Origin of the sequence: Micromonospora halotolerans, from assembly GCF_032108445.1 — a bacterium.
GTDB lineage: Bacteria > Actinomycetota > Actinomycetes > Mycobacteriales > Micromonosporaceae > Micromonospora > Micromonospora halotolerans.
Genome location: NZ_CP134876.1, coordinates 1,730,664 through 1,753,488 on the forward strand (window position 1 = coordinate 1,730,664; position 22,825 = coordinate 1,753,488).

At 73.0% G+C, this 22,825-nt stretch carries 23 protein-coding genes, 1 tRNA gene and 1 pseudogene; 14 read left to right on the forward strand and 11 right to left on the reverse strand.

Going from position 1 to position 22,825, the window contains the following annotated elements:
- Positions 1-67: 67 nt before the first annotated feature.
- Positions 68-937: a 16S rRNA (adenine(1518)-N(6)/adenine(1519)-N(6))-dimethyltransferase RsmA gene (rsmA, locus tag RMN56_RS07960; RefSeq protein ID WP_313723173.1), complete on the reverse strand. Its 870-nt coding sequence runs from the start codon at positions 935-937 to the stop codon at positions 68-70.
- A gap of 13 nt (positions 938-950) precedes the next feature.
- The gene (locus RMN56_RS07965; RefSeq protein ID WP_313723174.1) at positions 951-1,847 is read right to left on the reverse strand and encodes a TatD family hydrolase; all 897 of its coding nucleotides are present in this window, start codon (positions 1,845-1,847) and stop codon (positions 951-953) included.
- An 81-nt stretch (positions 1,848-1,928) separates the two neighbouring features.
- On the opposite strand from RMN56_RS07965, the gene RMN56_RS07970 reads away from it, so the two are divergent.
- Together RMN56_RS07970 and RMN56_RS07975 are read left to right on the forward strand one after the other, a co-directional pair.
- Entirely contained in the window at positions 1,929-3,167 is a 1,239-nt protein-coding gene (locus tag RMN56_RS07970) for a hypothetical protein (RefSeq protein WP_313723176.1), read from the forward strand.
- Positions 3,168-3,227: 60 nt separating this feature from the next.
- The gene (locus RMN56_RS07975; RefSeq protein WP_313723177.1) at positions 3,228-4,079 is read left to right on the forward strand and encodes an alpha/beta fold hydrolase; all 852 of its coding nucleotides are present in this window, start codon (positions 3,228-3,230) and stop codon (positions 4,077-4,079) included.
- A gap of 56 nt (positions 4,080-4,135) precedes the next feature.
- On the opposite strand, the gene metG is transcribed toward RMN56_RS07975, so the two are convergent.
- Positions 4,136-5,938, reverse strand: coding sequence for a methionine--tRNA ligase (metG, locus tag RMN56_RS07980; protein WP_313723178.1), 1,803 nt, complete (start codon positions 5,936-5,938; stop codon positions 4,136-4,138).
- Between the two features lie 239 nt (positions 5,939-6,177).
- On the opposite strand from metG, the gene RMN56_RS07985 reads away from it, so the two are divergent.
- A complete protein-coding gene (locus RMN56_RS07985; RefSeq protein WP_313723179.1) occupies positions 6,178-6,942 on the forward strand; it encodes a hypothetical protein in 765 nt (254 codons plus the stop codon).
- A gap of 45 nt (positions 6,943-6,987) precedes the next feature.
- Here the strand turns inward: RMN56_RS07985 and rsmI are convergent, their stop codons facing one another.
- Positions 6,988-7,827, reverse strand: coding sequence for a 16S rRNA (cytidine(1402)-2'-O)-methyltransferase (gene rsmI / locus RMN56_RS07990; protein WP_376787312.1), 840 nt, complete (start codon positions 7,825-7,827; stop codon positions 6,988-6,990).
- Between the two features lie 92 nt (positions 7,828-7,919).
- Between rsmI and RMN56_RS07995 the strand changes: the two genes are divergently transcribed.
- From RMN56_RS07995 to RMN56_RS08005, 3 genes are all read left to right on the forward strand, one after another.
- Entirely contained in the window at positions 7,920-9,620 is a 1,701-nt protein-coding gene (locus RMN56_RS07995) for a dolichyl-phosphate-mannose--protein mannosyltransferase (protein ID WP_376787284.1), read from the forward strand.
- Positions 9,621-10,020: 400 nt separating this feature from the next.
- On the forward strand, positions 10,021-11,301 hold the full coding sequence (locus RMN56_RS08000; RefSeq protein ID WP_313723181.1) for a VWA domain-containing protein: 1,281 nt from the start codon (positions 10,021-10,023) through the stop codon (positions 11,299-11,301).
- A 2-nt stretch (positions 11,302-11,303) separates the two neighbouring features.
- Positions 11,304-12,080, forward strand: coding sequence for a peptidase (locus tag RMN56_RS08005; protein WP_313723182.1), 777 nt, complete (start codon positions 11,304-11,306; stop codon positions 12,078-12,080).
- 54 nt (positions 12,081-12,134) lie between these two features.
- Here the strand turns inward: RMN56_RS08005 and RMN56_RS08010 are convergent, their stop codons facing one another.
- Complete coding sequence (locus RMN56_RS08010; protein ID WP_313723183.1) at positions 12,135-12,353, reverse strand: hypothetical protein; 219 nt, start codon at positions 12,351-12,353, stop codon at positions 12,135-12,137.
- A 199-nt stretch (positions 12,354-12,552) separates the two neighbouring features.
- Between RMN56_RS08010 and RMN56_RS08015 the strand changes: the two are divergent.
- From RMN56_RS08015 to RMN56_RS08035, 5 genes and pseudogenes are all read left to right on the forward strand, one after another.
- Positions 12,553-12,738 (forward strand): annotated as a pseudogene (locus tag RMN56_RS08015) (4-phosphopantetheinyl transferase); the annotation flags it as partial.
- A gap of 75 nt (positions 12,739-12,813) precedes the next feature.
- Positions 12,814-13,896: a DUF4352 domain-containing protein gene (locus RMN56_RS08020; RefSeq protein ID WP_313723184.1), complete on the forward strand. Its 1,083-nt coding sequence runs from the start codon at positions 12,814-12,816 to the stop codon at positions 13,894-13,896.
- A gap of 70 nt (positions 13,897-13,966) precedes the next feature.
- Positions 13,967-14,353, forward strand: a complete 387-nt coding sequence (locus RMN56_RS32915; RefSeq protein WP_512699745.1) for a DUF8817 family protein — start codon at positions 13,967-13,969, stop codon at positions 14,351-14,353.
- Positions 14,354-14,459: 106 nt separating this feature from the next.
- On the forward strand, positions 14,460-14,651 hold the full coding sequence (locus RMN56_RS08030) for a general stress protein CsbD (protein ID WP_313723186.1): 192 nt from the start codon (positions 14,460-14,462) through the stop codon (positions 14,649-14,651).
- A gap of 427 nt (positions 14,652-15,078) precedes the next feature.
- The gene (locus RMN56_RS08035) at positions 15,079-15,882 is read left to right on the forward strand and encodes a G5 domain-containing protein (RefSeq protein WP_313723187.1); all 804 of its coding nucleotides are present in this window, start codon (positions 15,079-15,081) and stop codon (positions 15,880-15,882) included.
- Positions 15,883-15,985: 103 nt separating this feature from the next.
- Here the strand turns inward: RMN56_RS08035 and RMN56_RS08040 are convergent, their stop codons facing one another.
- On the reverse strand, positions 15,986-17,140 hold the full coding sequence (locus tag RMN56_RS08040; protein ID WP_313723188.1) for a low temperature requirement protein A: 1,155 nt from the start codon (positions 17,138-17,140) through the stop codon (positions 15,986-15,988).
- 162 nt (positions 17,141-17,302) lie between these two features.
- On the opposite strand from RMN56_RS08040, the gene RMN56_RS08045 reads away from it, so the two are divergent.
- Positions 17,303-17,767 carry a DUF1579 family protein gene (locus RMN56_RS08045; RefSeq protein ID WP_313723189.1) on the forward strand — a complete coding sequence of 155 codons (465 nt, stop codon included), beginning with the start codon at positions 17,303-17,305 and terminating at the stop codon, positions 17,765-17,767.
- A 17-nt stretch (positions 17,768-17,784) separates the two neighbouring features.
- Here RMN56_RS08045 and RMN56_RS08050 read toward each other — a convergent pair whose 3' ends face one another.
- Positions 17,785-18,141, reverse strand: a complete 357-nt coding sequence (locus RMN56_RS08050; protein ID WP_313723190.1) for a VOC family protein — start codon at positions 18,139-18,141, stop codon at positions 17,785-17,787.
- Positions 18,142-18,595: 454 nt separating this feature from the next.
- On the opposite strand from RMN56_RS08050, the gene RMN56_RS08055 reads away from it, so the two are divergent.
- Both RMN56_RS08055 and RMN56_RS08060 read left to right on the forward strand, forming a co-directional pair.
- A complete protein-coding gene (locus RMN56_RS08055; RefSeq protein WP_313723191.1) occupies positions 18,596-19,678 on the forward strand; it encodes an acyltransferase family protein in 1,083 nt (360 codons plus the stop codon).
- 281 nt (positions 19,679-19,959) lie between these two features.
- The gene (locus tag RMN56_RS08060) at positions 19,960-20,343 is read left to right on the forward strand and encodes a hypothetical protein (RefSeq protein ID WP_313723192.1); all 384 of its coding nucleotides are present in this window, start codon (positions 19,960-19,962) and stop codon (positions 20,341-20,343) included.
- Here RMN56_RS08060 and RMN56_RS08065 read toward each other — a convergent pair.
- From RMN56_RS08065 to RMN56_RS08080, 4 genes are all read right to left on the reverse strand, one after another.
- A tRNA-Ala gene (locus RMN56_RS08065) sits at positions 20,325-20,398 on the reverse strand. The two genes, RMN56_RS08060 and RMN56_RS08065, sit on opposite strands and share 19 nt — an antisense overlap.
- Positions 20,399-20,585: 187 nt before the next feature.
- Complete coding sequence (locus RMN56_RS08070) at positions 20,586-21,137, reverse strand: dihydrofolate reductase family protein (protein WP_313723193.1); 552 nt, start codon at positions 21,135-21,137, stop codon at positions 20,586-20,588.
- A gap of 95 nt (positions 21,138-21,232) precedes the next feature.
- Positions 21,233-22,015 (reverse strand): divisome protein SepX/GlpR, encoded by a 783-nt coding sequence (gene sepX, locus RMN56_RS08075; RefSeq protein ID WP_313723194.1) that lies wholly within the window; start codon positions 22,013-22,015, stop codon positions 21,233-21,235.
- A gap of 178 nt (positions 22,016-22,193) precedes the next feature.
- Positions 22,194-22,802 (reverse strand): GNAT family N-acetyltransferase, encoded by a 609-nt coding sequence (locus RMN56_RS08080; protein WP_313724678.1) that lies wholly within the window; start codon positions 22,800-22,802, stop codon positions 22,194-22,196.
- Between the last annotated feature and the right edge of the window lie 23 nt (positions 22,803-22,825).

The window sequence follows — 22,825 nt, forward strand, 5'->3', positions numbered from 1 at the left end:
GGCGCAGGCGGATGTCGAACGGCTTCTGCACGGTCAGCTCCTCGGCGGGGTCGGTAACGGCGCCAGCCTACTGGGCGGCCGCGGAAGCGGCCGGGGCCGACGCGGCGATGGCGGCGAACTGCTCGACGGTCAGTGACTCGCCCCGCGCGCCGGGGTCGACGCCGGCGGCCGTGAGCGCCGCGGCGGCCCGGTCCGCGCCGCCGGCCCAGCCCGCGAGGGCGGCGCGGAGGGTCTTGCGGCGCTGCGCGAACGCCGCGTCGACCACCGCGAAGACGGCCTCCCGGGGTACGTCGGCGCGGGGCGGCTCGCGTCGGGTGAAGGCGACCAGTCCGGAGTCGACGTTCGGCACCGGCCAGAAGACGTTCGGCGGGACCTTGCCGGCGGCCCGGGAGCGGGCGTACCAGGCGAGCTTGACCGACGGGATGCCGTACACCTTGGAGCCGGGACCGGCGACGAGCCGGTCGGCGACCTCCTTCTGGACCATCACGAGGCCGTGGCGCAGGGTGGGCAGCTCGGCGAGCAGGTGCAGCACCACCGGCACGGCCACGTTGTACGGCAGGTTCGCCACCAGCGCGGTCGGCGCCGGGTCGGCCAGCTCGGCGGCGGTGACCCGCAGCGCGTCGGCGGGGTGCACGGTGAGCCGGGCGGCGTCCGGGCCGGCGAACCGCTCGGCGGTCTCCGGCAGCGCGGCGGCCAGCGCCGGGTCGAGTTCGACGGCGTGCACGTGCGCGGCCACCGGCAGCAGGGCCAGGGTGAGCGAGCCGAGGCCGGGGCCGACCTCCAGCGCCACGTCGTCCGGGGTGAGCCCGGCCGTGGTGACGATCCGGCGGACCGTGTTGGGGTCGTGCACGAAGTTCTGGCCGAGCTTCTTGGTCGGCGTGACGCCGAGCCGCGCGGCGAGTTCCCGGATCTCCGCCGGGCCGAGGAGTCCGGTCACGCCGGGCATCCTTTCACCACGGCCCGAAGGCGCGCTCGCCGGTCGCGGAGATCGCCGCGCAGAGTTCGTCGAGGTCCGCCCCGGTGGTCTCGGCCAAAAACCGGACGGTCAGCGGGATGAGGTACGAGGCGTTCGGCCGCCCCCGGTGCGGCATCGGGGTGAGGTACGGCGCGTCGGTCTCCACGAGCAGCTGCCCGGGCGGGGTGACGGCGGCCGCCTCGCGCAGGGCTGTGGCGCTGCCGAAGGTGACCGTGCCGGCGAAGCTGAGCAGGTAGCCCCGGCGGACGCACTCGCGGGCGAAGTCGGCGTCGCCGGAGAAGCAGTGCAGCACCACGGTGTCCGGGGCGCCCTCGTCGTCGAGGATCCGCAGCACGTCGGCGTGCGCGTCCCGGTCGTGGATGACCAGCGCCTTGCCGTGCCGCTTGGCGATGGCGATGTGCGCCCGGAAGCTCTCCTCCTGCGCGGCCCGCCCCTCGTCGCCGGTGCGGAAGAAGTCCATCCCGGTCTCGCCGATGCCGCGGACCCGGCTCCGGCCGGCGAGGGCCTCGATCTCGCGCAGCGCCTCGTCCAGGTCGGCGAGGCGGGGCGCCTCGTTCGGGTGCAGCGCCGCGGTGGCCAGCACGGCGGCGTAGCGCTCGGCGACGTCGGCGCCCCACCGGGACGACTCGACGTCCACGCCGACCTGCACGAGCCGGTCCACGCCGACGCCGGCGGCCACCGCGACGGCCGCCCCCACCGGATCGTCGGCCGGCCCGCCGGGAACGCCGGCCTCGCTGACGGTGATGTCCAGGTGGGTGTGGCTGTCCAGCACGGGCACCGCCAGCGGCTCCGGGGCGGGCGGGAACTCACCGGCCCGGCGGGCGGCGCGCTGCTTGCGGGTTTCGGTCTGCTCGCTCATCGCGGCCAGCATCACACACCGCCGGGGGCCGGCGTTTCCGGACCGCCACCGACTGTTCACGTGCACCACATCTGTCGCGCCTACGGTCCGTGGGTGACCGCCACTCCCCAGGCCGGCGAGGCCGCCCCCGAGCGGACCGGGCTGCGCGTGACGTACGGCGGCCGCGTCCACCCGGCGGAGGAGATCGCCCGGGGCGCGGCGTACGAGTTGTTCAGCGCCGAGGAGGCGCCCGGGTTCGAGTGGGCGCCCCGGCCCGGGGTGGCGTACCCGTGGCGGAAGTTCGTGCACGTCACCGAGGTGAGCGCGGTGCACGGGGCGGCCGAGCCGACGGAGGACGTCGACCCGCCGCTGCTCATGCCGCTGCACCGGGAGCACGGCTGGGCGTACCTGCACCAGCTCAGCCAGCAGCCCGGCGCGGCGGGCGACCCGCATCTCGCGGCGGTGCGCGGCTCGGCGGTGATCCGCCCGGGCACCCGGATGGTGAAGGTGCTCTCCGCCCGCCAGCTCGCCGGCTATGTGCGGGGCTGGCTGCCGCACGGCTTCTGCCACCGGGAGCACGACGTGGCGCACCTGCGCACCCCGGCCGGGATGGCGGTGCTGCGGGGCGACTCGGAGGGCGGCGACGTGGCGTACGCGCTGCGCTGGCGCGCCACCGACCCGGCGGACTACGACGTGCCGGTCGGGCCGGCGCACCGGGGGCTGACGGCGCTGCCGCCGCGCGACCGGCTCGGGCCGCCGGTGCTGGGCACCGGGTTCGTGCCGAGCAACGCCCAGCTCATCCCGGAGTTCGTCACGCGCGACTTCGCGGACCTGCCGATGCCGGCGAACGCCACCCTGCTCGCCTACCCGGCGGAGGGGCTGGAGGTGGTGCTCTACACCTACCAGGCGGAGCAGCGGGGCTGGCTGCGCATGGTCGGCCCGCAGTGGCGGCACCTGCTCGCCGCGGTGCCCGGCCTCTCCCCCGACCAGGAGTACGTGCCGACCGGCGACGCGCCCCGCTCCACCCAGCTCGTCGGCGGGTACGGCGGCGTCGAGTACGAGGCGGTGGCCGACCAGCCCGGCGGGTTCCGGCTGCTGGCGATGACCCGGGCGGCCCGCTACCCGGTGGAGTCGGCGGCCCGCCGGCTGCGCCACGCGACCTGGCGCGGGGTGCCCTGCCTGGTGCTGCGGGAGGAGGCGGGCTGGCTGCGGCTGCGGCTGTGCCGGCCGGATCCGGACGCGGTGGCCACGACCGGGGCGCAGTGCCACGAGCGGGGCGTCTACGAGACGTGGGCGCCGGGAGCGGAGCTGACCGACGACCGGGTGGTGGATCTGCCGTACCGGACGGCATAACGGGGAGCGGACCGGGAAAGCGCGGGCGTCCGAGTCGCACGCAAGGGGAGAGAACCCGACATGCCTTTCGTCACCGTCGGTACGGAGAATTCCGCACCCATCGACCTCTACTACGAGGATCACGGTTCCGGCCAGCCGATCGTCCTGATCCACGGCTTCCCCTTCAACGGGGCGACCTGGGAGAAGATGGCCAACCCACTGCTGGCGGCCGGCTACCGGGTGATCACCTACGACCGGCGCGGGTTCGGCAACTCCGCCCAACCGGCGTTCGGCTACGACTACAACACCTTCGCCGCCGACCTCGACGTGCTGATGACCGAGCTGGATCTGCGCAACGCGATCCTGGTCGGGCACTCGATGGGCACCGGCGAGGTGACCCGCTACCTGGGCGCGTACGGGTCGGACCGGGTGGAGCGCGCGGTGCTGATGGCCCCGTTGGCGCCGTTCCTGCTGAAGACGGCCGACAATCCGGAAGGCGTCGACAAGAGCCTGTTCGACGGGTTCCAGGCGGCGATCATCCAGGACCGGTTCGCCTACCTCACCCAGTTCTGCGACGCGTTCTTCAACTACAGCGAGAACAAGGGCAAGTGGGTGAGCGAGGAGGCGTACCGGGCGCACTGGCAGATCGGCGCGCAGGCGTCGGCGAAGGCCACCTACGACTCCGTGGACGCCTGGCTGACCGACTTCCGGGGCGACCTGCCGAACATCACCATCCCGGTGCTGATCATCCAGGGCGACAAGGACAACGTGCTGCCGTTCCCGGCCACCGGCCAGCGGTTGCAGCACATGCTGTCGGACTGCCGGCTGGTCATGCTCAAGGGGGCGCCGCACGGCACCCCGTGGACGCACCCGACCGAGGTCAACCAGGCGATCATGGAGTTCATCGGCGCGCCGAAGATGGCCCGCGCCTGATCCACCGACGGCGGCGGCCCCGGGGACACCCCGGGGCCGCGTCGCGCGTCGGGCCGTCAGCCGGCCAGCCGGGCCAGCTCCTCGTCGACGATCGACGGGTCGAGCTTGCGGAACACCGGCTTCGGCGCCGCGAGCGGCCGGCCCACCTCCAGGGGTACGGACTCCCACCGCGCACCGACCGTGTAGTCGCCGGTCAGCACCGGGTACGCCGGCCCGCCGTCGAGGTCCTCGACCTCCTCGATCACCGGCATCGGGGCGTGCACCCCGGTGCCGCCGAGCAGCTCGTGGATCTTCTGCGCGGAGTGCGGCAGGAACGGGGTGAGCAGCGTGTTGGCGTCGCTGACCACCTGGAGGGCGACGTGCAGGATGGTGCCCATCCGGGGCTTGTCGTCCTCGCCCTTGAGCTTCCAGGGCGCCTGCTCGGACAGGTACTTGTTGGCCTCGGCGACCACCTTCATGGCCTCGCCGATGGCCTGCTTCTGCCGGTGCCGGGCGATCAGGTCACCGACGGTGGCGAAGCCGGCCTTCGCGGTGTCCAGCAGGGCCCGGTCCGCCTTGGTGAGGCCGGCGGCGTCGACCGGCGGGATCGCGCCGAAGTTCTTCGCCGCCATCGAGACGGACCGGTTGACCAGGTTGCCCCAGCCGGCGACCAGCTCGTCGTTGTTGCGGCGGAGGAACTCGGCCCAGGTGAAGTCGGTGTCGTTGCTCTCCGGGCCGGCCACCGCGATGAAGTAGCGCAGCGCGTCGGCGTCGTAGCGCGCCAGGAAGTCCCGGACGTAGATGACGACCTTGCGGGAGGAGGAGAACTTGCGCCCTTCCATGGTCAGGTATTCGCTGGAGACCACCTCGGTGGGCAGGTTGAGCCGGCCCAGCCGGCCGGGCTCGCCGTCGCGGGAGCCCTCGCCGGAGTAGCCGCCGAGCAGCGCGGGCCAGATCACCGAGTGGAAGACGATGTTGTCCTTGCCCATGAAGTAGTAGCCGCGGGCGTCCTTGCCCTCGCCGTCGGCGGACCACCACTTCCGCCAGGCCTCCGGGTCGCCGGTGCGGCGGGCCCACTCGATGGAGGCGGACAGGTAGCCGATGACCGCGTCGAACCAGACGTAGATCCGCTTGTCGGGCCGGTCGCGCCAGCCGTCGAGCGGGATCGGCACCCCCCACTCCAGGTCCCGGGTGATGGCCCGGGGCTGGAGGTCGTCGAGCAGGTTGCGGGAGAACCGGAGCACGTTGGGGCGCCAGCCCTCCCGGCTGTCCAGCCACTGCCGCAGCGCGTCGGCCAGGGCCGGCAGGTCCAGGAAGAAGTGCTCGGTCTCCACGAACTCCGGCGTCTCGCCGTTGATCTTCGACTTCGGGTTGATCAGGTCGATCGGGTCGAGCTGGTTGCCGCAGTTGTCGCACTGGTCGCCGCGGGCGCTGTCGTAGCCGCAGATCGGGCAGGTGCCCTCGATGTAGCGGTCGGGCAGGGTCCGGCCGGTGGACGGGGAGATCGCCCCGGTGGTGACCTTGGGGACGATGTAGCCGTTGCGGTGCAGCCCCTCGAACAGCTCCTGCACCACGGCGTAGTGGTTGCGGGTCGTGGTCCGGGTGAACAGGTCGTACGACAGGCCCAGCGCCCGCAGGTCCTCGGCGATCACCCGGTTGTAGCGGTCGGCCAGCTCGCGCGGGGTGACCCCCTCGGCGTCGGCCTGCACCTGGATCGGGGTGCCGTGCTCGTCGGTGCCGGAGACCATGAGCACGTCGTGACCGGCCATCCGCATGTACCGGGCGAAGACGTCGGAGGGAACGCCGAATCCGGATACGTGGCCGATGTGGCGCGGGCCGTTGGCGTAGGGCCAGGCGACCGCGGCGAGAACGTGACTCATGAGCGCCAAGCCTAGTGATTGCCGCGGGACACCGGCGAACCAATAGGGCGCGTACCACGCGCCGACCCCGGCCGTACGCCCGATTTGTCGCCGACACGCGGCCTGAGCTGCCCGGCGGGCCCGTCCCGCCGGTGTGAAATGAACGGCGTGACCAGCAGACCAGCGGCACCCGGGCCGGGCGGGCCCTCCTCCGCGCCCCCGGCCGGGGTGCCGCGCGCCGGACTCCGGCGCGCGGCACGGTGGCTCCCCAGCCCCGGCTGGAACCGGCGGACCCGCCCGTCGAGGTGGAACCGACGACCGGGGCGCCGGTGGACGCCGTCCCGCGCCGGGTGCCGGTCCGGCAGCCACGCTGGCACCGGCGTTCCGCCGCGGTCGACGGCGGGACCGCCTGGGCGCCGATCGAGGAGGTGCACTGGGACGGCACCCCGCTGCGGGAGGAGCCGCACCGCCGGTCCCGCCGGTGGCCGCTCCGCCGGTCGGCGTCCGGGCGCGACGGGACCCGTCCGGCCCGTCCCCCGGACCCGGTCACCGGCCTGTCCGTGCTGCTGTCGCTGAGCCTGCTGGCCGCGTTCTTCGCCTGGGTGAGCGCCGGGCCGCTCTGGCTGGCCGTGGGGCACGGCACGAGCGGCACGGCGGTGATCACCGGCTGCAGCGGCGGCGGGCTGACCCAGCGCTGCCGGGGGCTCTTCCTGGCCGACGGCGAGCGCTTCCTGGCCCACGGCGTGCGGGTCAGCGGGGTGCCGGCCGACCGCACCGCCACCGGCTCGATGCTGCCCGCCCGGATGACCGGGCCGGCCGCCGGCACCGCCTACGCGGACGCCGGCGCCGGCCGGCACCTGCGCTGGTTGCTCGGGCTGCTGCTGGTGGCCGGCTGCGCCGCCGGGATCGCCCGCGGGACCGGCGCCACCCGGCTGCCGGAGCGCCGGCACCGCCGCTGGGCGGTGGGCGTGGCGCTGGCCGGCCCGCTGCTGATCACCCTCGGGTTCCTGGCCGCGGCCTGGTAGCCGCTCCCCTGCCGTGCCGGGGGCGTTGACCGGGGGCCCTCCCGGTCAGCTGTGCACGACCGTGTAGACCTCGCGGCGGCGCAGCCCGTACTCGGTGGCCACCTCCGTGACGGCGTCCCGCCGGGACAGCCCGGCCGCCTCCCGGGCGGCCACCGCGGCGCGCAGCGTGTCGTCGTCCGGCCGGACGGCCGCGGCCGGCGGCGCCCCGGCCACGACCAGGGTGATCTCGCCGCGCGGCTCGCCCGCCGCGGCCCACTCGGCCAGCTCGCCGAGCGGCCGGCGGACCACCTCCTCGTACGTCTTTGTCAGCTCGCGGCAGAGCGCGGCGGGCCGGTCCGGGCCGAACGCCTCGGCCAGGTCGGCCAGCGCCCCGGCGATCCGGTGCGGCGCCTCGAAGAGCACCAGGGTGCGTTCCTCGGCGGCCAGCGCGCGCAGCCGGGACCGGCGGGCGCCGGGCGTGCGGGGCAGGAAACCCTCGAAGCAGAACCGGTCGCACGGCAGCCCGGACAGTGCCAGGGCGGTGGTCACGGCGCTCGGCCCGGGGGCCGCGGTCACCGGGACGCCGGCGTCCAGGGCGGCCCGGACCAGCCGGTAGCCGGGGTCGGACACGCTCGGCATCCCGCCGTCGGTGACCAGCGCGACGGTGTAGCCGGCGGCGAGGACGTCGACCAGTTCCGGGGTGCGCCGCTCCTCGTTGCCCTCGAAGTAGGAGACGATCCGGCCCGGCACGCTGACCGCCAGGTCGCGGGCCAGCCGGGTGAGCCGGCGGGTGTCCTCGGCGGCGACCACGTCGGCGGCGGCGAGCACCTCGCGGAACCGGGCGGACGCGTCGGCCGGGTTGCCCAGCGGCGCACCGAGCAGCACCAGGCGGCCAACCTCGGACATTTCACCCACGGCGTGCGCTCCTTCATCGACGGCCGTACCAATCTCGGAGACGACGGGCGCCACCGGGCACCTCCGCAGCCTACGATCGCCGGGTGACGAGTGCGTCGACAGCACAGAGCGCGAACGCGAGCGGGTCCGCCGCCGGGCCGACCAACGCCGACCAGGCCACGAACCCCGCGGCGAGCGGCGGCGGCGGCCGGATCCCGGCCGTCGTCCGGCGACGGCTCGACACCGTCGACGCCCGCCTCGACCGGGGGCGCGCCTGGCTGGCCACCGGGGTCGTGGTGGCGATCGCGGCCATCCTGCGCTTCGTCGGGCTGAGCGGCCCCAACGGGAAGATCTTCGACGAGATCTACTACGCCCGCGACGCGTACGGGCTGATCGACCGCGGCGTCGAGTGGAACTACAAGGACAACGGCCCGTCGTACGTGGTGCACCCGCCGCTGGGCAAGTGGCTCATCGGCCTCGGCGAGTGGGCCTTCGGCTACCAGGACGCCGAGACCAAGATCTCCGTGCCCGGGCACCTGATGACCACCGCCCCCGAGTTCGGCTGGCGGTTCGCGGCGGCCGTCGCCGGCACCCTGTCGGTGCTGCTGCTGGTGCGGATCGGCCGGCGGATGTTCCGGTCCACCACGCTGGGCTGCGCGGCCGGGCTGCTGCTCGCCCTGGACGGCTTCCACTTCGTGCTCTCCCGCACCGCGCTGCTCGACATCTTCCTGCTGCTGTTCGTGCTGGCCGCGTTCGGCGCGCTGGTGCTCGACCGGGACGCCCGGCGGCGGCGCTGGGCCCGGGCGCTGGAGGCGGGGCTCGACCCGACGCTGCCGGGGCGGGCGGGCCGGCCGCCGTCGACCTGGCGGGACTGGCCGTGGTGGCGGCTGGCCGCCGGCGTGCTGCTCGGCTGCGCCTGCGCGGTGAAGTGGAGCGGCCTCTACTTCGTCCCGGCCTTCGCGCTGCTCGTGCTGCTCTGGGAGGTCGGCGTGCGCCGCTCGGCCGGAGCCCGCCGCCCGTGGCGGGACGCCCTGCTGGACGAGCTGCCGTGGCTGCTGGCGGCGGGCGCGCTGATGGTCGTGACCTACGTGCTCACCTGGTCGGGCTGGCTGCTCGGCGACGAGGGCTACTACCGCCTGGCCGAGCGCTACCCGAACACCCCGGGGCTGAGCGACACCCCGGTGATCGGGCCGCTGATCAACCTGTGGGAATACCACAAGGCCGCGTACGGCTTCCACACCCAGCTCGACGACCCGCACAAGTACCAGTCCTGGCCGTGGCAGTGGCTGCTGCTCGGCCGGCCGGTCGCCTTCTACTGGTCCGGTGACGGCAACTGCGGCGCGCCGAGCTGCGCCTCGGAGATCCTGCTGCTGGGCACCCCGCTGCTGTGGTGGTCGTTCCTGCCGGCGCTGGTGGCGACGGTCTGGCTCGGGCTGGCCCGGCGCGACTGGCGGGCCGGCGCCATCGTGCTCAGCGTGGCCGCCGGCCTGCTGCCCTGGTTCTGGTTCGCCCTCGACGGGCGCACGATGTTCTCGTTCTACGCCGCGCCGGCGGTGCCGTTCCTCGTGCTGGCGGTGGTCTACGTGCTCGGCGCGATCGTCTCGCCCGCCCCGGTCGCCGGCACGGCGCCGCCACCGAGCACCGAGGCCACGGCCGACCGCCGCCTGGTCGGCGGGATCATCGCGGGCGCGTACGTGCTGCTGGTCGCCCTCTGCTTCGGCTACTTCTACCCGATCTTCGTGGGCCGGCTGATGGCCTACGCGGACTGGTCCGCCCGGATGTGGTTGGACGGTCGCTGGATCTGACCGGCGCGGCCCGGCGGGGGCACCCGCTGGGCCGGAAAACCGGTTGCGATCACGGGCCCGCCCGTCGGCGGCGGCTTCGGGTGCGAAAAAGCGCGCCCCGATCGCCTGCCACGGGGGAAGCGGGCGATTGGGGCGCGCAAGACAGAGCTTAACCACAGTGCGGCAGTGGCACAACGGGTCGGCCCTGGTCAGATTTCCGACGAATGCGCCACCCCACAAAAGGTTTACATCGGGCACCTCACGTTGGGTCACCCTGCGGAAACGTCACGAATTCCTTACCATTCGCGGCGCGCGGGCGGCCCGGCCCCGCAACTCCTGATCATGCCGCCGATCGCATCGACCCACCTTGATCGAGCGACCCGGATGATCTTCCATAGTGGATCTCACTACACTTCGCCCGATGATCAACAAGAGACGACCGGCGGCCGTCCTGATCGGACTGCTGGCGGCGACCGCGCTGCTCGGCGCGCCGCCCGCCGCGGCCGACGACGAGACCGCCGAACCCCCCGCCGAGCCGCCCAAGGTCGAACTGGTCCTGGACGTCAGCGGCTCGATGCGGGCCCGGGACATCGACGGGCGCAGCCGGATCTCCGTGGCCCAACAGGCGTTCAACGAGGTGGTCGACGCGCTGCCGGACGAGACCCAGCTCGGCATCCGCGTGCTCGGCGCCACCTACCGGGGCGAGGACAAGAAGCAGGGCTGCCGGGACACCCAGCAGATCGTGCCGGTCGGCCCCGTGGACCGTACACAGGCCAAGGCGGCCGTCGCCACGCTGCGCCCCACCGGCTTCACCCCGGTGGGGCTCGCGCTCCGCTCCGCCGCGCAGGACCTGGGCACCGGCAGCACGGCGCGCCGGATCGTGCTGATCACCGACGGCGAGGACACCTGCGCGCCGCCCGACCCCTGCCAGGTGGCCCGCGAGCTGGCCGCCCAGGGCACCCGGCTGGTCGTCGACACGCTCGGCCTGGCCCCCGACGAGAAGGTCCGCCGGCAGCTGCTCTGCATCGCCGCGGCCACCGGCGGCACGTACACGGCGGCGCAGAGCGCCGAGGAGCTGACCGGGCGGATCAAGCAACTGGTGGACCGCGCCCGGGACACGTACACCGCCACCCCGACGGTCGTCGGCGGGTCGGCCGGGTGCGACGGTGCCCCGCTGCTCGCCCCGGGCGTCTACACCGACCGGGAGGCGTTCGCCGAGCACCGCTGGTACCGGGTGCCGGTGCGCCCGGGGCAGGAACTGCGCGCCTCTGTGAGCGTCGCGCTGGACCGGCCGGTGAACCCGGACTACGGCGTGCTGCTGCGGGCCACCGCCGCGGACGGGCGGGAACTGGTCCGGGGGGTCGACGCCGGCAGCGGGCGTACCGACGTGGTCTCGGCCGGGCTGCGCTGGTCGGCCGCCGAGGAGGAGAGCCCCGAACCCACCCCGAGCGGCGTGCAGGCGGCGCGGACCGTCTGCCTGGTGGTCAGCAACTCGTTCGCGCCGCGCTCCGGCACCCAGGTCACCCCGGGCATGCCGGTGGAGCTGACCGTGGACGTGGTCGCCGCGTCCCCCGCCCCGGACGGGCCGGACCTCGGCCGCGGCTGGGCGCTGCTGCTCCTGCTCACCCTGGCCGGGCTGGTCACCGGGCTGGTCGCCGGGCTGCTCACCCGCTGGTGGGTGGCCACGTGGAGGGAGAACTGAGGATGCGTACCCTGATCCGCTCCGCGGCGGCGCTGGCCGCCGCCGGGCTGGCCCTCACCCCCACGGCCGCCGCTGCGGCGCCCACCCCGTCGCCCGGCGCGGCCACCGTCACCAAGGCCGGCACCTCGTTCCTGACCGCCACGACCATCACCCCCGGCCAGCCGGTCCGGGTGGGCGCCTCGACCGGCGACCACCTCTACTGGTCGTTCCGGGCCGAGGCCGGCGACGTCCACGAGGTCAGCGCGACGGTCTCGTTCGGCGGCAGGGCGCGCACCGGCCCGTCCACCTGGACCATCGACGTCTTCGACGGGCTGCGCCGCCGGCAGGCGTGCACGGCCGGCGCGCAGACCCCGACCGTCGCGGCGACCGCGACCAGCGTGACCCTCGGGTGCACGCTGCGCCGGGTCCGGCCGTGGGCGGAGCCGTGGTCCGGCGACCCGCTGCCCGGCACCTACTACCTCCGGCTCTCGGTCACCGACCTGCCCGAGCCCGACCTCGGCCTGCCGGTCGAGGTGGACCTGCTGGTCGGCGCGGCCACCGGGGGCGGCGGGTCCGGCGACGACGGGGAGCTGGCGGCGCCCCTGGTGGCGAACACCAGGGCGGGCACGGTGCTCACCGCGGAGCCGGCACCCGAGCCGGTCGCCGAGGAGGAGGCCGGCCTCACCGGCTGGCTCCCGGAGGCCGGCTCGCGCTGGGTGTGGACCAGCGCGGGCGGGGTGCTCGCCGCCGTGGCGGGCGTGGTGGGCTTCGCGCTCACCCGGCGTCCCCGCCGGCCCTGAGCCCGCGACCGGTGGCCGCCGCGTCGGGTGCGGGGCGGCCACCGGAAGCGGGGGTCAGTGGGTGCGCGGGCCGCGCGGCACCCAGCCGATGAAACGGTCCTGGAGCGAGGAGTCCGGATCGGCGCGGAGGTCCTGCGTGGCGGCCGCCAGGCAGGAGCCCAGATAGACGCTCAACGAGGCACGGTCCACCTGGTACTCGTCCAGCAGTTGCCGGCGTTTGGTGGCACAGGGCCAGTCCTCGCCGCAGGAACCGCAGGTCCAGTCGGGGGTCACGGGGGCGTGCTCGCCCGGTCGTGATTCCGACGCCTTAGCACCAGGCGTCATCGGCCGTTCCTCTCGTCAATGAACACGTGTGTGTGGACGGTGCTTCCCCCGCAACGACCTGACAGCGCTCCGAAACGCTTCGGCGTTACACGGTTGCGCTACGTTTCGGCGTCACGCGGGACCTGCTGCCGCCCGAGGTCGCCGTGGCGGGACCTGGCTGGACTTCTCCGACGCCCGGGTCACGCTCGATCCGGAGGCGGGCGCCTTCACCGCCCGGATCGCGCCGGCCCGGCTCGCCGCCACCCCGCTGGCCGATTCGCCATCATCGATAGCCGGTCGGTTCGCGGTGGACGCCGAACTGATGCGCACCGCCGCCGTTCCGGTACCCGGGTGAGGGCCTGACGGTCGCGTTGCGGGCGGCTTGTACCGTCGTCCCGACTGACGATCCCGAAGGTGCCCAAGGAGTACGGTGAGCCACCCTCAGCCTCCGTTCGGACCGCAGGACCCGAACCAGCAGCCTCAGGAACCGCCGACCCAGGCGTTCCCCACCGCGCCGATGCCGCCGGTGCCGGGCAGCCCGCAGGCGCCGCAGCCGCCGGTCTCGGGCGCGCCGCAGCCGCCGACCTCGGGCGCCCCGTACCCGCCGCAGCCGCCGACCTCCGGTGCGCCGTACCCGCCCGTCCCCGGTGGCGGATACCCGCCCGCCCCGGAATCGCCGTACGCGCCGCCGCCCACCTCCGGCACGCCCTACGCGCCGCAGCCGCCGACGTCGGGTGCGCCGTACCCGCCGCCGGGCGGGGCACAGCCGCCGTACCCGCCCGCGGGGGCCGGGTTCCCCCCGCCACCCGGGCAGTACCCGCCGCCTCCCGGTGAGGCCTACCCGCCGACCGGGCCGTACCCGCCCGCGCCGGGGCAGTTCGGCCCGCCGGCGAAGAAGTCCAACAAGAACGTCTGGATCACCGTCGGCATCGTGGCGGCGGTCATGCTGCTGCTCTGCTGCGGCGGCGGCATCTTCGCCATCTACAGCGGGGCGCAGAAGACCAAGGACGCGATCGACAGCCTGCCCACCCCGGGCGTCACCTTCAGCAACCCGGTCGACGACACCCCGACCGGCGGCACCTCGGCGACGCCGGAGCCGGGCCGGACCGACAGCGAGACCTTCAACATGCCGTCCGGCGACACGCTGATCGTCAACGACGACGACGGCACCGTCGAGATCACGGTCGGCAACTTCCGGACCAAGGACAAGTCCTGCCAGGAGTTCATGCCGGGGCCGAAGAACGGTATGTACCTGATCGCCGACGTGACCGCCGAGGTCACCAAGGGCACCGGCTCGATCAACCCGTTCTTCTTCAAGTGGGTCGGCACCGACGGCACCGAGGAGAGCGGCGTCGGCGGCGCCTTCTCCGGCTGCGGCAAGCTGATGGGCTCGGGCAACAACCTGCCCACCGGCAGCAAGCGCAGCGGCCAGCTCATCTTCGACGTGAAGAACAAGAACGGCACGCTGGAGTACGAGCACCACCTGCGTACCGCGGGCTCCTGGAAGCCGTAACGACGTCCACCGTGTGAGCGAGGGGTCGGTCCGGAAGGGACCGGCCCCTCGTCTGTTCGGACACTTCCATGTGCGAGCGCCGTCGGGGCACCGCCCAACCCGTACCTCGCCCTGCACCGCGAGGATCTCCACCTGCACCTCTTCGGCATGCCCGAGTTCGACCCGGCAACCTCGTAGGGCCCCTGCCTGGTCCCGGTGGACGACATCGCGCGGCGACCACCGGCAGGCCGCCCGGATCCTCGACGCGGCGCTGTCCCGGCCGGACGCCGCCGATGATCCACTCGTCCACGTCGAGGCGCTCGTCTGCCGGGCCGAGCTGGCCCTCGTGCTGGACGAGCCGGCGGTCGCCCGGGAGCTGCTGGAGCGGGCGGAAGCCGTGCCGCTGAGCGACGACGGCCGGGAGCGGCTGGCCGCCACCCTGTGGCACGCGGCGGACCTCGCCGCGGCCGGCGACTGACCACCCCCGTGCCCACCCCGGCGGACCACCGGGGTTTCAGTGCGCGACGGCCGGGGACGCGTCGGCGGAGGGGTGCCACGGCGCCCACGACGACAGGGGAGGCGGCATGAGCGTCGAACGGGCGAAGGACGACCTTGAAGACCTGGCCGGCCCGGCCCGGGCGCGGTTGGGCGACATGAACCGGGACGAACGGTCCGAGGCGGACGAGGTGCGGCGTCAGGACGAGATCCAGGGCAAGCGGCCCGGTGAGCATGTCCAGCAGGACGCCCGGGACGCGCGGGACGACTTCACCGCCTGAGGTGCCCCGGTCCCGGCCGGTGCCCGTGACCGGGTCGCACCGGGCCACCACCTTCGAGATCTTCTTCGACCTCGTCCTGGTCTTCGCGCTGACCCGGTTCATCGGCTTCATGGCCGAGACCCGACCGCGCTCGGCCTGTACCAAGGGCCTGCTGCTCCCTGGCGCTGCCCGCACTGGTGGGGCTCGGCCTGCTGACGGCGGTGCTGATCGCGCTGGCCTGCGCCGAGCGGCTGACGTCCCGCGGCCGGTCGTCGGTCGGACCGGAACCCGCTGACCAGCGCCTCCCGCCAGCCGGGTAGCTGATCACCACTCGTCGCTCCGGGCAACCAGTCGGAGCCTTCCGACGTGACGGGCCGTCGAGGTGTCAGGACCCGGGGTGCCCAATCGGACGCTAGCAATTGTTGAGGCCGCAAGCACACTGAGAGGCGTGACGTACCCACCCCCGCAGGACCCGTGGCACGGGCAGGCGCCGCCGCCCCCGCCGCCACCCCAGCAGCCGACCGCCCAGTTCGGCACGGTCCCCTATCCGACGGGGCAGTACCCGGCCACGTTGCCGCAGCAGTCCTGGTGGCGCCGGCTCTCCCGCGGGGCGCAGATCGCCATCGTGACGGCGGGCGTCCTGATGCTCTGCTGCTGCGGCGGCGTCGCCATCGGCGCGGTGACCGACCCGCCGGCGAACACCGGCAAGAAGGACGCCGCCCCGGCCACCTCTGCGCCGAACGGCGACGAGGCCGCCGCTCCCGCTCCGGCCGTGGCCGATGTCGCCAGTCCGACGGCAGCGGCGAGCCCCAGCGAGGTGGCGCCGAGCGAGTCGCCGTCCCCCCAGGTGGAGACCAGGACCGTCACGGCCACCGAGAAGATCGCCTACTCGACCAGGACGGTCAAGGACTCCTCCCTGCCGGAAGGCACGAAGAAGATCCGCACCCGGGGGGTCGCCGGCGTCCGGACGCTCACCTACCAGGTGACCGTCACCGACGGCGTGCAGACCGGGAAGAAGCTGGTGCGGTCGGTGGTCACGAAGGCGCCGGTCACGCAGGTGGTCGCCGTCGGGACCAAGCAGACGCGACAGTGCGACCCGAACTACAGCGGCGCCTGCGTGCCGATCGCCAGCGACGTCGACTGCGCGGGCGGCAGCGGCAACGGTCCCGCGTACGTCCGCGGTCCGGTGCGGGTGGTGGGAAGCGACATCTACGACCTGGATCGCGACGGCGACGGGATCGCCTGCGACTGACGGCGCAACCGCCGGGCGCGCCACAGCGCGCCCGGCGGCCGTACCCCGGAACCGGCCGTCCGTGTGACGCCTCCGCGCCTCCACCGGGCTGCTCGCGGCTCCGCTAGGCCGGCGGTGACGGCGCCTCCGCGGGGTTCCGGCGCTCGCGCATCGCGTCCCACACCGCCACCCCGGCGAGGACGACCGTGGCGGCAGCGGCGGCGAGCACCGGCGAGCGGTGCAGCAGCGCCGGTGTCGCGGCGGCGAGCGCAACCAGTCCGATCACCCGGGACGGGGACAGCCGGGAGAACACCTCGTACTCCATGCGGGACCGCCCGGCGAGGAAGAGCCCCGGCCCGCCGAGGATGACCGCGAGCCAGAGCGGATCCTGGCGCCCGCGCGGCTCCCGGATGACCAGCGCGTTGCCGACTCCGGCGGCCAGGATGCCCGTCACGATGACGAGCTGGGTGTAGTACCCGGACTTGCCGAGCTTGTCCGGGCGAGCGGCGACCTCGATGGCGGCGGCGAACAGCGCGCCCGCCCGGTGGAAGTAGATCCGCCACATCAGCACCGCGGTGGCGAAGGACAACACGGCCGGCGCCACCCGGTCCGGCGTGAACGCGTCGGCGAACGTCGCGCCGGTGAGCAGGATCGTCTCGCCGATCGTGATGACGATGAGCTGCTGGTAGCGCTCCGCGAGGTGCTCGCCCGCGTATCGCCAGTCCTCCGCCCCGGTCCGGCCGAGCCTCGGAACGGGCCAGCCGAGCACGAGCCCCGCGTAGTCCAGGGCGACCGCCAGCGTCCAGAGCGCTCCGCGCGCGGGACTCTGGGGGAACAGGGCCGCTCCGGCGATCCACGGCACAGCGGAGAACGTGGCCCACCACAGGTGTCGCGCGGGACTGTGCCGCGCGACGTCCCGGCGCGCGAACAGGAGGATGAGGGGCTTTCCGACCTGGATGGCGACGTACGTGATCGCGAAGAGCAGCCCCCGCGCGCCGAACGCGTGCGGCAGGGTGACCGCGATGATCATGCTGCCGAACATGGTCCAGACGATCAGCAGCTGGGTCACCGGTTGCCGGGGTTCCACCCTGCTGGTCACCCACGCCGCGTGGACCCAGACCATCCACAGGGCCAGCAGCAGGAGCACCGTCTGACCCACCTCGGGCAGGACGACCTGACGGTCGGTGGTGAAGTCCTCGATCAGGCGCTGCGAGAAGCGGGTCAGCACGAAGACGAAGACCAGGTCGAGGAGCAGCTCCCCCTCCCGGCCCTGCAGCATTCCGCGCCAGCCACCGATCGACACCTACCGCCAACGCCCCCTGTCCGCTTCGCACCGGTTTCCCGCAGTCGTACCACGGTGATCGGACCGCTGGCAGTCAGACGGAGACGGAGCAGTGCGTCCGCGGCCGGGAGTCTCCCACCTCGCCCCTAGGGTGGGCGGATGATCCTCGCCGACTTCGCCGGACCCTGGGCCGGCACCAACGGGTTCCGGTTGATGCCCTCCGACCCGCTCGTCGAGTCGCCGGCCACGCTCACCGTGACGACCGCCGCCGGGGGTCATCTCACCTCGGTCGCCTACTCCTGGACCCATCCCGACGACGGGCCGCAGGACGGCCTGGTGGTCATCGGGGCCGGCGACCGGGAGGGCTCGCTGGTCGCCGTCTGGGGCGACTCGTGGCACCAGCAGCCGGCGCCCATGTCATTGACCGGGAGCCCGGGGCCGGATGCGACGTTCGAGCTGACGGCCGAGTACGGCGGCGGTTGGGCGTGGCGGATCGTCTTCGACGCCACCGACGCGGAGAACCTGCGGATGCGGATGGACAACGTCATCCCGGCCGACCGGGCCACGGCCGAGAAGTCCGCCGGGCCCTATCCGGTCATGGTCACCGACGTGCGCCGGGTGTGACGACCCAACCCGTCGTCTTATTCGGCGCGTCGAATGGCGACCGGGTGGCGCGGTTCGTAGAGACCGAGTTCGCCCCCGCCGGGCAGCCGCAGCGCGGTGCGCAGCCCCCACCGCTCCTCGGTGACCGGGGTCGTGAACTCGACGCCCTTCGCGCCCAGGTCGGCCATGGTCGCCGCGAGGTCGTCGCACATGAGGTAGAGCTCGTGGGCCGGCGCGCCCTCGGTCGGGTGCAGGGCGAGCTCGGCCGGCGGGAGCGTGAAGATGAGCCAGCCATGGCCGGCGTCCACGTGGCCGTAGTTGAGCGTGTCCCGGAAGAAGGCGCGGTCCGCCTCGGGGTCGCGGCTGTAGATGATCAGATGAGCACCATTGATCATTGTTCGACCATAGTGTCGAGGTCGACGGGCCGCCGCCGATCCCGCCAGAAAGCGGAAAAGGCCGTCTCCGGCGAGCGGAAACGGCCTTCGAACTGGGTGGAGCTGAGGGGATTTGAACCCCTGGCCCCCTCGATGATCTTCCGCGCTGACGGCTCCCGGGAGACGTACCCCGCCGATCGCATTCGCGTCGGCCGCTGACCGACGCATTACGAGTCGGTCGCGGCCTGCTGCTCCTCCTGGCTTGGCCCTCGTCGACCTGCCCCTGATGTTCGCTGTGGTCCGCCACTGTCCGCCGGCTTGGCTGCTTGGTCGGCTGCTTCTAGGCGTAACTATCGCCAGAGCAGGGAGTGGGGTCCTGCCGGCCTGCCTGCACGTCCAGCGCTTCGCGGGCGGTTTTTGGTGACCCTGCTCACTCCAGCTAGATCGGGTATCGGCCGACCGGCAGCCTGGCCGGATGACAACCACGGTGATGCCTGAGAGCCCTGGCGTCGCTGTCGCGCCCACCAGGCGCGACCCGTACATCGACAACGTCAAAGGGCTGTTGATCGTCTTGGTCGTGCTCGGCCACATGGTGGGTCAGACGGTCGGCTCCGCGCCAGCCGGCAGGACGATCTACACGTTCATCTACCTGTGCCACATGCCGGCCTTCGTCATGCTTTCGGGGATGCTCTCGGCAACCGAGCTCACCGGCCGTCGTGCGGCGTCGCTGATCCGGGATCTGCTCGCGCCGTACGTGGTGTTCCAGCTGCTTTACATGAGCTTCTACACGGCGATGGACAAGCCGATGCCCTGGACGGCCAACATGTTCCTCTCCCCGATTTATCACCTGTGGTTCCTGCCCGCTCTGTTCATCTGGCGGATGCTCGCTCCGCTCTTCGTCCAACTTCGCGGAGCGGTCGTCATCGCGATCATCGTGTCCCTCTCCGCCGGAACCGCCAGTTTGCTCGGCCACGCCCTGTCGTTGGACCGGGTGGCAGGAATGCTGCCCTTCTTCGTCCTCGGCGTCTGGCTCGGTCGCGGCAGGCTCGCGTACCGCCCATCTCCGCCCGTGCGGCTGACCGCGATCGCCGTCCTCATCGCTGCCGCGCCGATCGCCTACCTGGTCGCCTCGCGCCTGTCGGACCTTTGGGTGTACTGGAACCGCATTTACCAGCGGCTCGGGGTGGAGGTGACCGAGGGCGTCCTGATCCGGCTTGGACTGATGGCCGTCGGGTTGGCGATGACATGGGCGATCATGACGCTCGCTCCCCGTCGCCACACGTTCATCACGGGCTGGGGAGCCAACTCCATGTACCCGTATCTGCTGCACGGGTTCGTCGTCCTGGCCTTCAAGTGGTCACCCCTCGACAAGCAGGTCGACAACATCCCAGCCTTGCTGGTGCTCACCGCCGCGGTCGTTACGCTGGTCTGGATCACCGCCAGCCGGCCCGTGGTGTGGGCGTTGCGTCCGCTGGTCAGCCCTCCGGTCGGCTGGCTGCTCAAGGACGTCGCCCCAGCGAAGAAACGTCAGTCCACGGCGGTGACCAGCCAGAGCTGAGCTCAGCCCGATTCCCCCCGATCCAGCCGGCAGGTGGTCGAGCCGATGGCGCTGGACGTACGAGGGCTGTTCGGTGAGGACCTGCGCCGCCATGCTGGGCGTCACGTCCACGAGCTGACCGCCGTCGACCCTCGGCCCCACCAGGCGCCGAACCACTTCGGTTCGGCACCGCTGCCGCCCTCGGCGAGATCGAACGGGTCGCGCGTCGGGTGCGCCTGGGCCTCTGGCGGGAAGTTCTTCAATGGGTTGCGTTTGCCGCGCTGGCCCCTACCGGCCTACTCATGCAGCACTTGCATCCCCGGCATGCCAAGCGGATCGTGATTTTCGCGGTAGCGGTGATGGTGTTTGTAGCAGGGCTGGACCAGCAAGAGATCACCGGCATCTTCGGCGAGCCGACCGGCACAGAGAGATTCGTGCAGGATCGAGTCACCCTCGTCTTCCGCATCGGCGCTGCGGAGCCCTACGAACTGAGCTGCACCGTTCACGAGGAGCAGGGGGCTGATCTACCTCACGATGCATCCCACGCCGCTGCCGGATCAGCTCGCGGCCAGCCCCATCGCCGTGCAGTCGACGTCTGCTGTACTTCGCTGCTGTACAAGATCGAAAAAGGCCGTTCCCCAGAACGGGAAACGGCCTTTGAACTGGGTGGAGCTGAGGGGATTTGAACCCCTGACCCCCTCGATGCGAACGAGGTGCGCTACCGGTCTGCGCCACAGCCCCTCCGCTGGCGTACCAGCGTCGGTCCCACCCGGCTTGCACCGGGCGGGCCGGCGACAAGGCTAACAGGTTCCGCGGCGCCGAAGCGAACCGCCCCACCGGGCACGCAGATCTTGGAGGGAAAAGGCCTCCAGAGGGGCCGAAACCCTCCAAGATCCGCGAAGCGGCCGGGGTCGGGACCGCGCGGGCGTCAGGCGGGCGCGTACGTCAGGTTCAGCACGCCGCTCTTGAGGGTCGAGCTGTCCAGCAGCCGCAGCGGGTACGTCGGCGTGCCCTCGAAGAGGCGCTGGCCGTGCCCGACGGCGATCGGGTGGACCAGCAGGCGCAGTTCGTCCAGCAGGCCGTTGGCGAGCAGCCACCGGACCGTGGTGGCGCCGCCCGACATGGAGATGTCCCCGTCGGCCTGCTCCTTGATCTCCCGCAGCCGCGCCGCGACCCGGTCCGAGTCGCCGGAGATCAGGTGCGAGTTCTGCCAGGGCGTCTCGGTGAGCGTGTTGGACAGCACATACTTCGGCACCGAGTTGATGAACGACGCGAACTCGAGGTCGTCCCCGGACTGGTTGGGCCAGAACTCGGACCACTCCTGGTACTGCGTGCGCCCCATGAGGAACGCCGTGGTCCCCTCCACCCCGCGGCCCACGACGGCGCCCATCTCGTCGTCGAAGTAGGGGAAGTGCCACTGGTCGGGCCGCTCCACGACCCCGTCCAGCGAGATGAAGAAGTTCGACACGATCTTGGCCATCACAAGCTCCCCTGTCCGCGGCCGGCTTCCGCACCGGCCTTCATCAACCCGTCGGATGAGAGCAGCCGGATTCGACATCACCGCGGAAAAAACTTCTAAGCGCCCCGCCCGCTCTGGTACGGCCGCCCCCGCAGGCCACCCGCCCGGCGGTAGGAGACCGAGCCGCCGCTCGCCGCGGGCGGCAGGTCCGCGGGCCGGTCCAGCCCCATGGCGGTGCGCCGGACGGCCTCCCGCTGGGCGGCCAGCCGGCGCTGCGCCTCCCGCCGGGCCGCGGCGCGCCGCGCCTGCTCGCGGCGTACCTCGGCCTGGCGGGCGGCCAGCCACGCCGCCTCCCGGGCCTCCGCGCGCCGCCGCCGGCGCTCGGCGAGGGCCCGCTGCCGCAGGTGCACGACGTACGCCACGAGCAGGGCGCCGGTGACCGAGACGCTGATCCAGAATCCGGGGCTCACCAGCACCACGCCGATCAGTTCGACGAAGTTGAGCAGCAGCAGCGCGGCGAGCACCCGGCGTCGGCGGTAGACGGCCGGGGTGTGCCGGCGCTTCGGAGGGTGCCGTCGGCGGGACTTGGCAGGGGCGGGCGGCACCGAGCGGAGCCGGCCCGACCGGCGGCGTGCGGGTGGCGCCGACACCGGACGGGCGAGACCGCCCGTGTCGGAATCTTCACTCAGGGTGACGACGAGGGAGCGGGGCGGGTGCACCGGCCGCCGTCCGGGCACGGTGCGACGTCGACGGCGGCGCTGGAGCACCCGGGCCGTCGACTGCGCCCGCTCCGCCACCAGCCGCTCGGTGGCGTCGTACCGGCGGACCAGCGCCGGCGCGAGGGCGAGCAGACCGGCGGCGGCGAGGACGGCGAGGAGCACCGAGGTCGGCACCCTCACCCCTCCCGTCACCAAGTTCGGGGCGAGCGCCACACAACCGCAACTTCTTCCGTCGCCCGTCGTTGATGGCGCAGATCGTGCGGGCAGGCAGCGCTTGCCACAGCTTGCAGTTACTTGAGGTTACGGGCCGCCGACCCACTTCACCGTGCGCCGCGCCGGGCGTGGCGGGTGGGAGCCTTCAACCGCGGTTGTCACGTACGCGGTGCCAGCGGGCCAGCAGCCCGCCCTCGGCGACCACTTCCTCACTGGTCATCGCGTATCCGATGTGGTCCCGCCACGCACCGTCGATGTGCATGTAGCGCACGTGGTAGGCCTCCTCGCGGAAGCCGAGCTTCTCCACCACCCGGCGGGACGGCTGGTTCTCCGGCCGGATGTTCACCTCGATGCGGTGCAGCCCGCCGGGGCCGAACGCGTGGTCCACGGCGAGGGCCACCGCGGTGGGCATGACGCCGCGGCCGGCGACCCGGGAGTCCACCCAGTAGCCCACGTAGCCGGAGCAGAAGGCGCGCCGCACGATGCTGCCCACGTTGAGATGGCCGACGAGTCGTTCCTCGCCGTTCTCGCGAAGGCAGACCGCGAACGGCATGCCGTCGCCGGTCCGCGCCGACCGGCGCTGGTCGGCGTGGACGTAGCGGAACGCGGCCGGCGAGTTCATCTCGTCCCAGCTGCCGGGCAGGTGGGACTCCCAGGGGGACAGCCAGGCCCGGTTGGCCCGCCGGATCTCCGACCAGCCGGTCGCGTCGGAACGCCGGTACGGCCGCAGCACCACCGGACCGTCTACCAGCACCGCCGGCCATCCCGGCTGCCGCC

What these genes read in the sequence shown, in the direction of transcription:
- RMN56_RS07965 (WP_313723174.1), bottom strand. Translation starts at nt 1,847, where the DNA reads ATGCTGGCCGCGATGAGCGAGCAGACCGAAACCCGCAAGCAGCGCGCC.
- RMN56_RS07975 (WP_313723177.1), top strand. Translation starts at nt 3,228, where the DNA reads ATGCCTTTCGTCACCGTCGGTACGGAGAATTCCGCACCCATCGACCTC.
- metG (WP_313723178.1), bottom strand. Translation starts at nt 5,938, where the DNA reads ATGAGTCACGTTCTCGCCGCGGTCGCCTGGCCCTACGCCAACGGCCCG.
- rsmI (WP_376787312.1), bottom strand. Translation starts at nt 7,827, where the DNA reads ATGTCCGAGGTTGGCCGCCTGGTGCTGCTCGGTGCGCCGCTGGGCAAC.
- RMN56_RS08000 (WP_313723181.1), top strand. Translation starts at nt 10,021, where the DNA reads ATGATCAACAAGAGACGACCGGCGGCCGTCCTGATCGGACTGCTGGCG.
- RMN56_RS08005 (WP_313723182.1), top strand. Translation starts at nt 11,304, where the DNA reads ATGCGTACCCTGATCCGCTCCGCGGCGGCGCTGGCCGCCGCCGGGCTG.
- RMN56_RS08030 (WP_313723186.1), top strand. Translation starts at nt 14,460, where the DNA reads ATGAGCGTCGAACGGGCGAAGGACGACCTTGAAGACCTGGCCGGCCCG.
- RMN56_RS08040 (WP_313723188.1), bottom strand. Translation starts at nt 17,140, where the DNA reads ATGCTGCAGGGCCGGGAGGGGGAGCTGCTCCTCGACCTGGTCTTCGTC.
- RMN56_RS08045 (WP_313723189.1), top strand. Translation starts at nt 17,303, where the DNA reads ATGATCCTCGCCGACTTCGCCGGACCCTGGGCCGGCACCAACGGGTTC.
- RMN56_RS08050 (WP_313723190.1), bottom strand. Translation starts at nt 18,141, where the DNA reads ATGATCAATGGTGCTCATCTGATCATCTACAGCCGCGACCCCGAGGCG.
- RMN56_RS08055 (WP_313723191.1), top strand. Translation starts at nt 18,596, where the DNA reads ATGACAACCACGGTGATGCCTGAGAGCCCTGGCGTCGCTGTCGCGCCC.
- RMN56_RS08060 (WP_313723192.1), top strand. Translation starts at nt 19,960, where the DNA reads ATGCAGCACTTGCATCCCCGGCATGCCAAGCGGATCGTGATTTTCGCG.
- RMN56_RS08070 (WP_313723193.1), bottom strand. Translation starts at nt 21,137, where the DNA reads ATGGCCAAGATCGTGTCGAACTTCTTCATCTCGCTGGACGGGGTCGTG.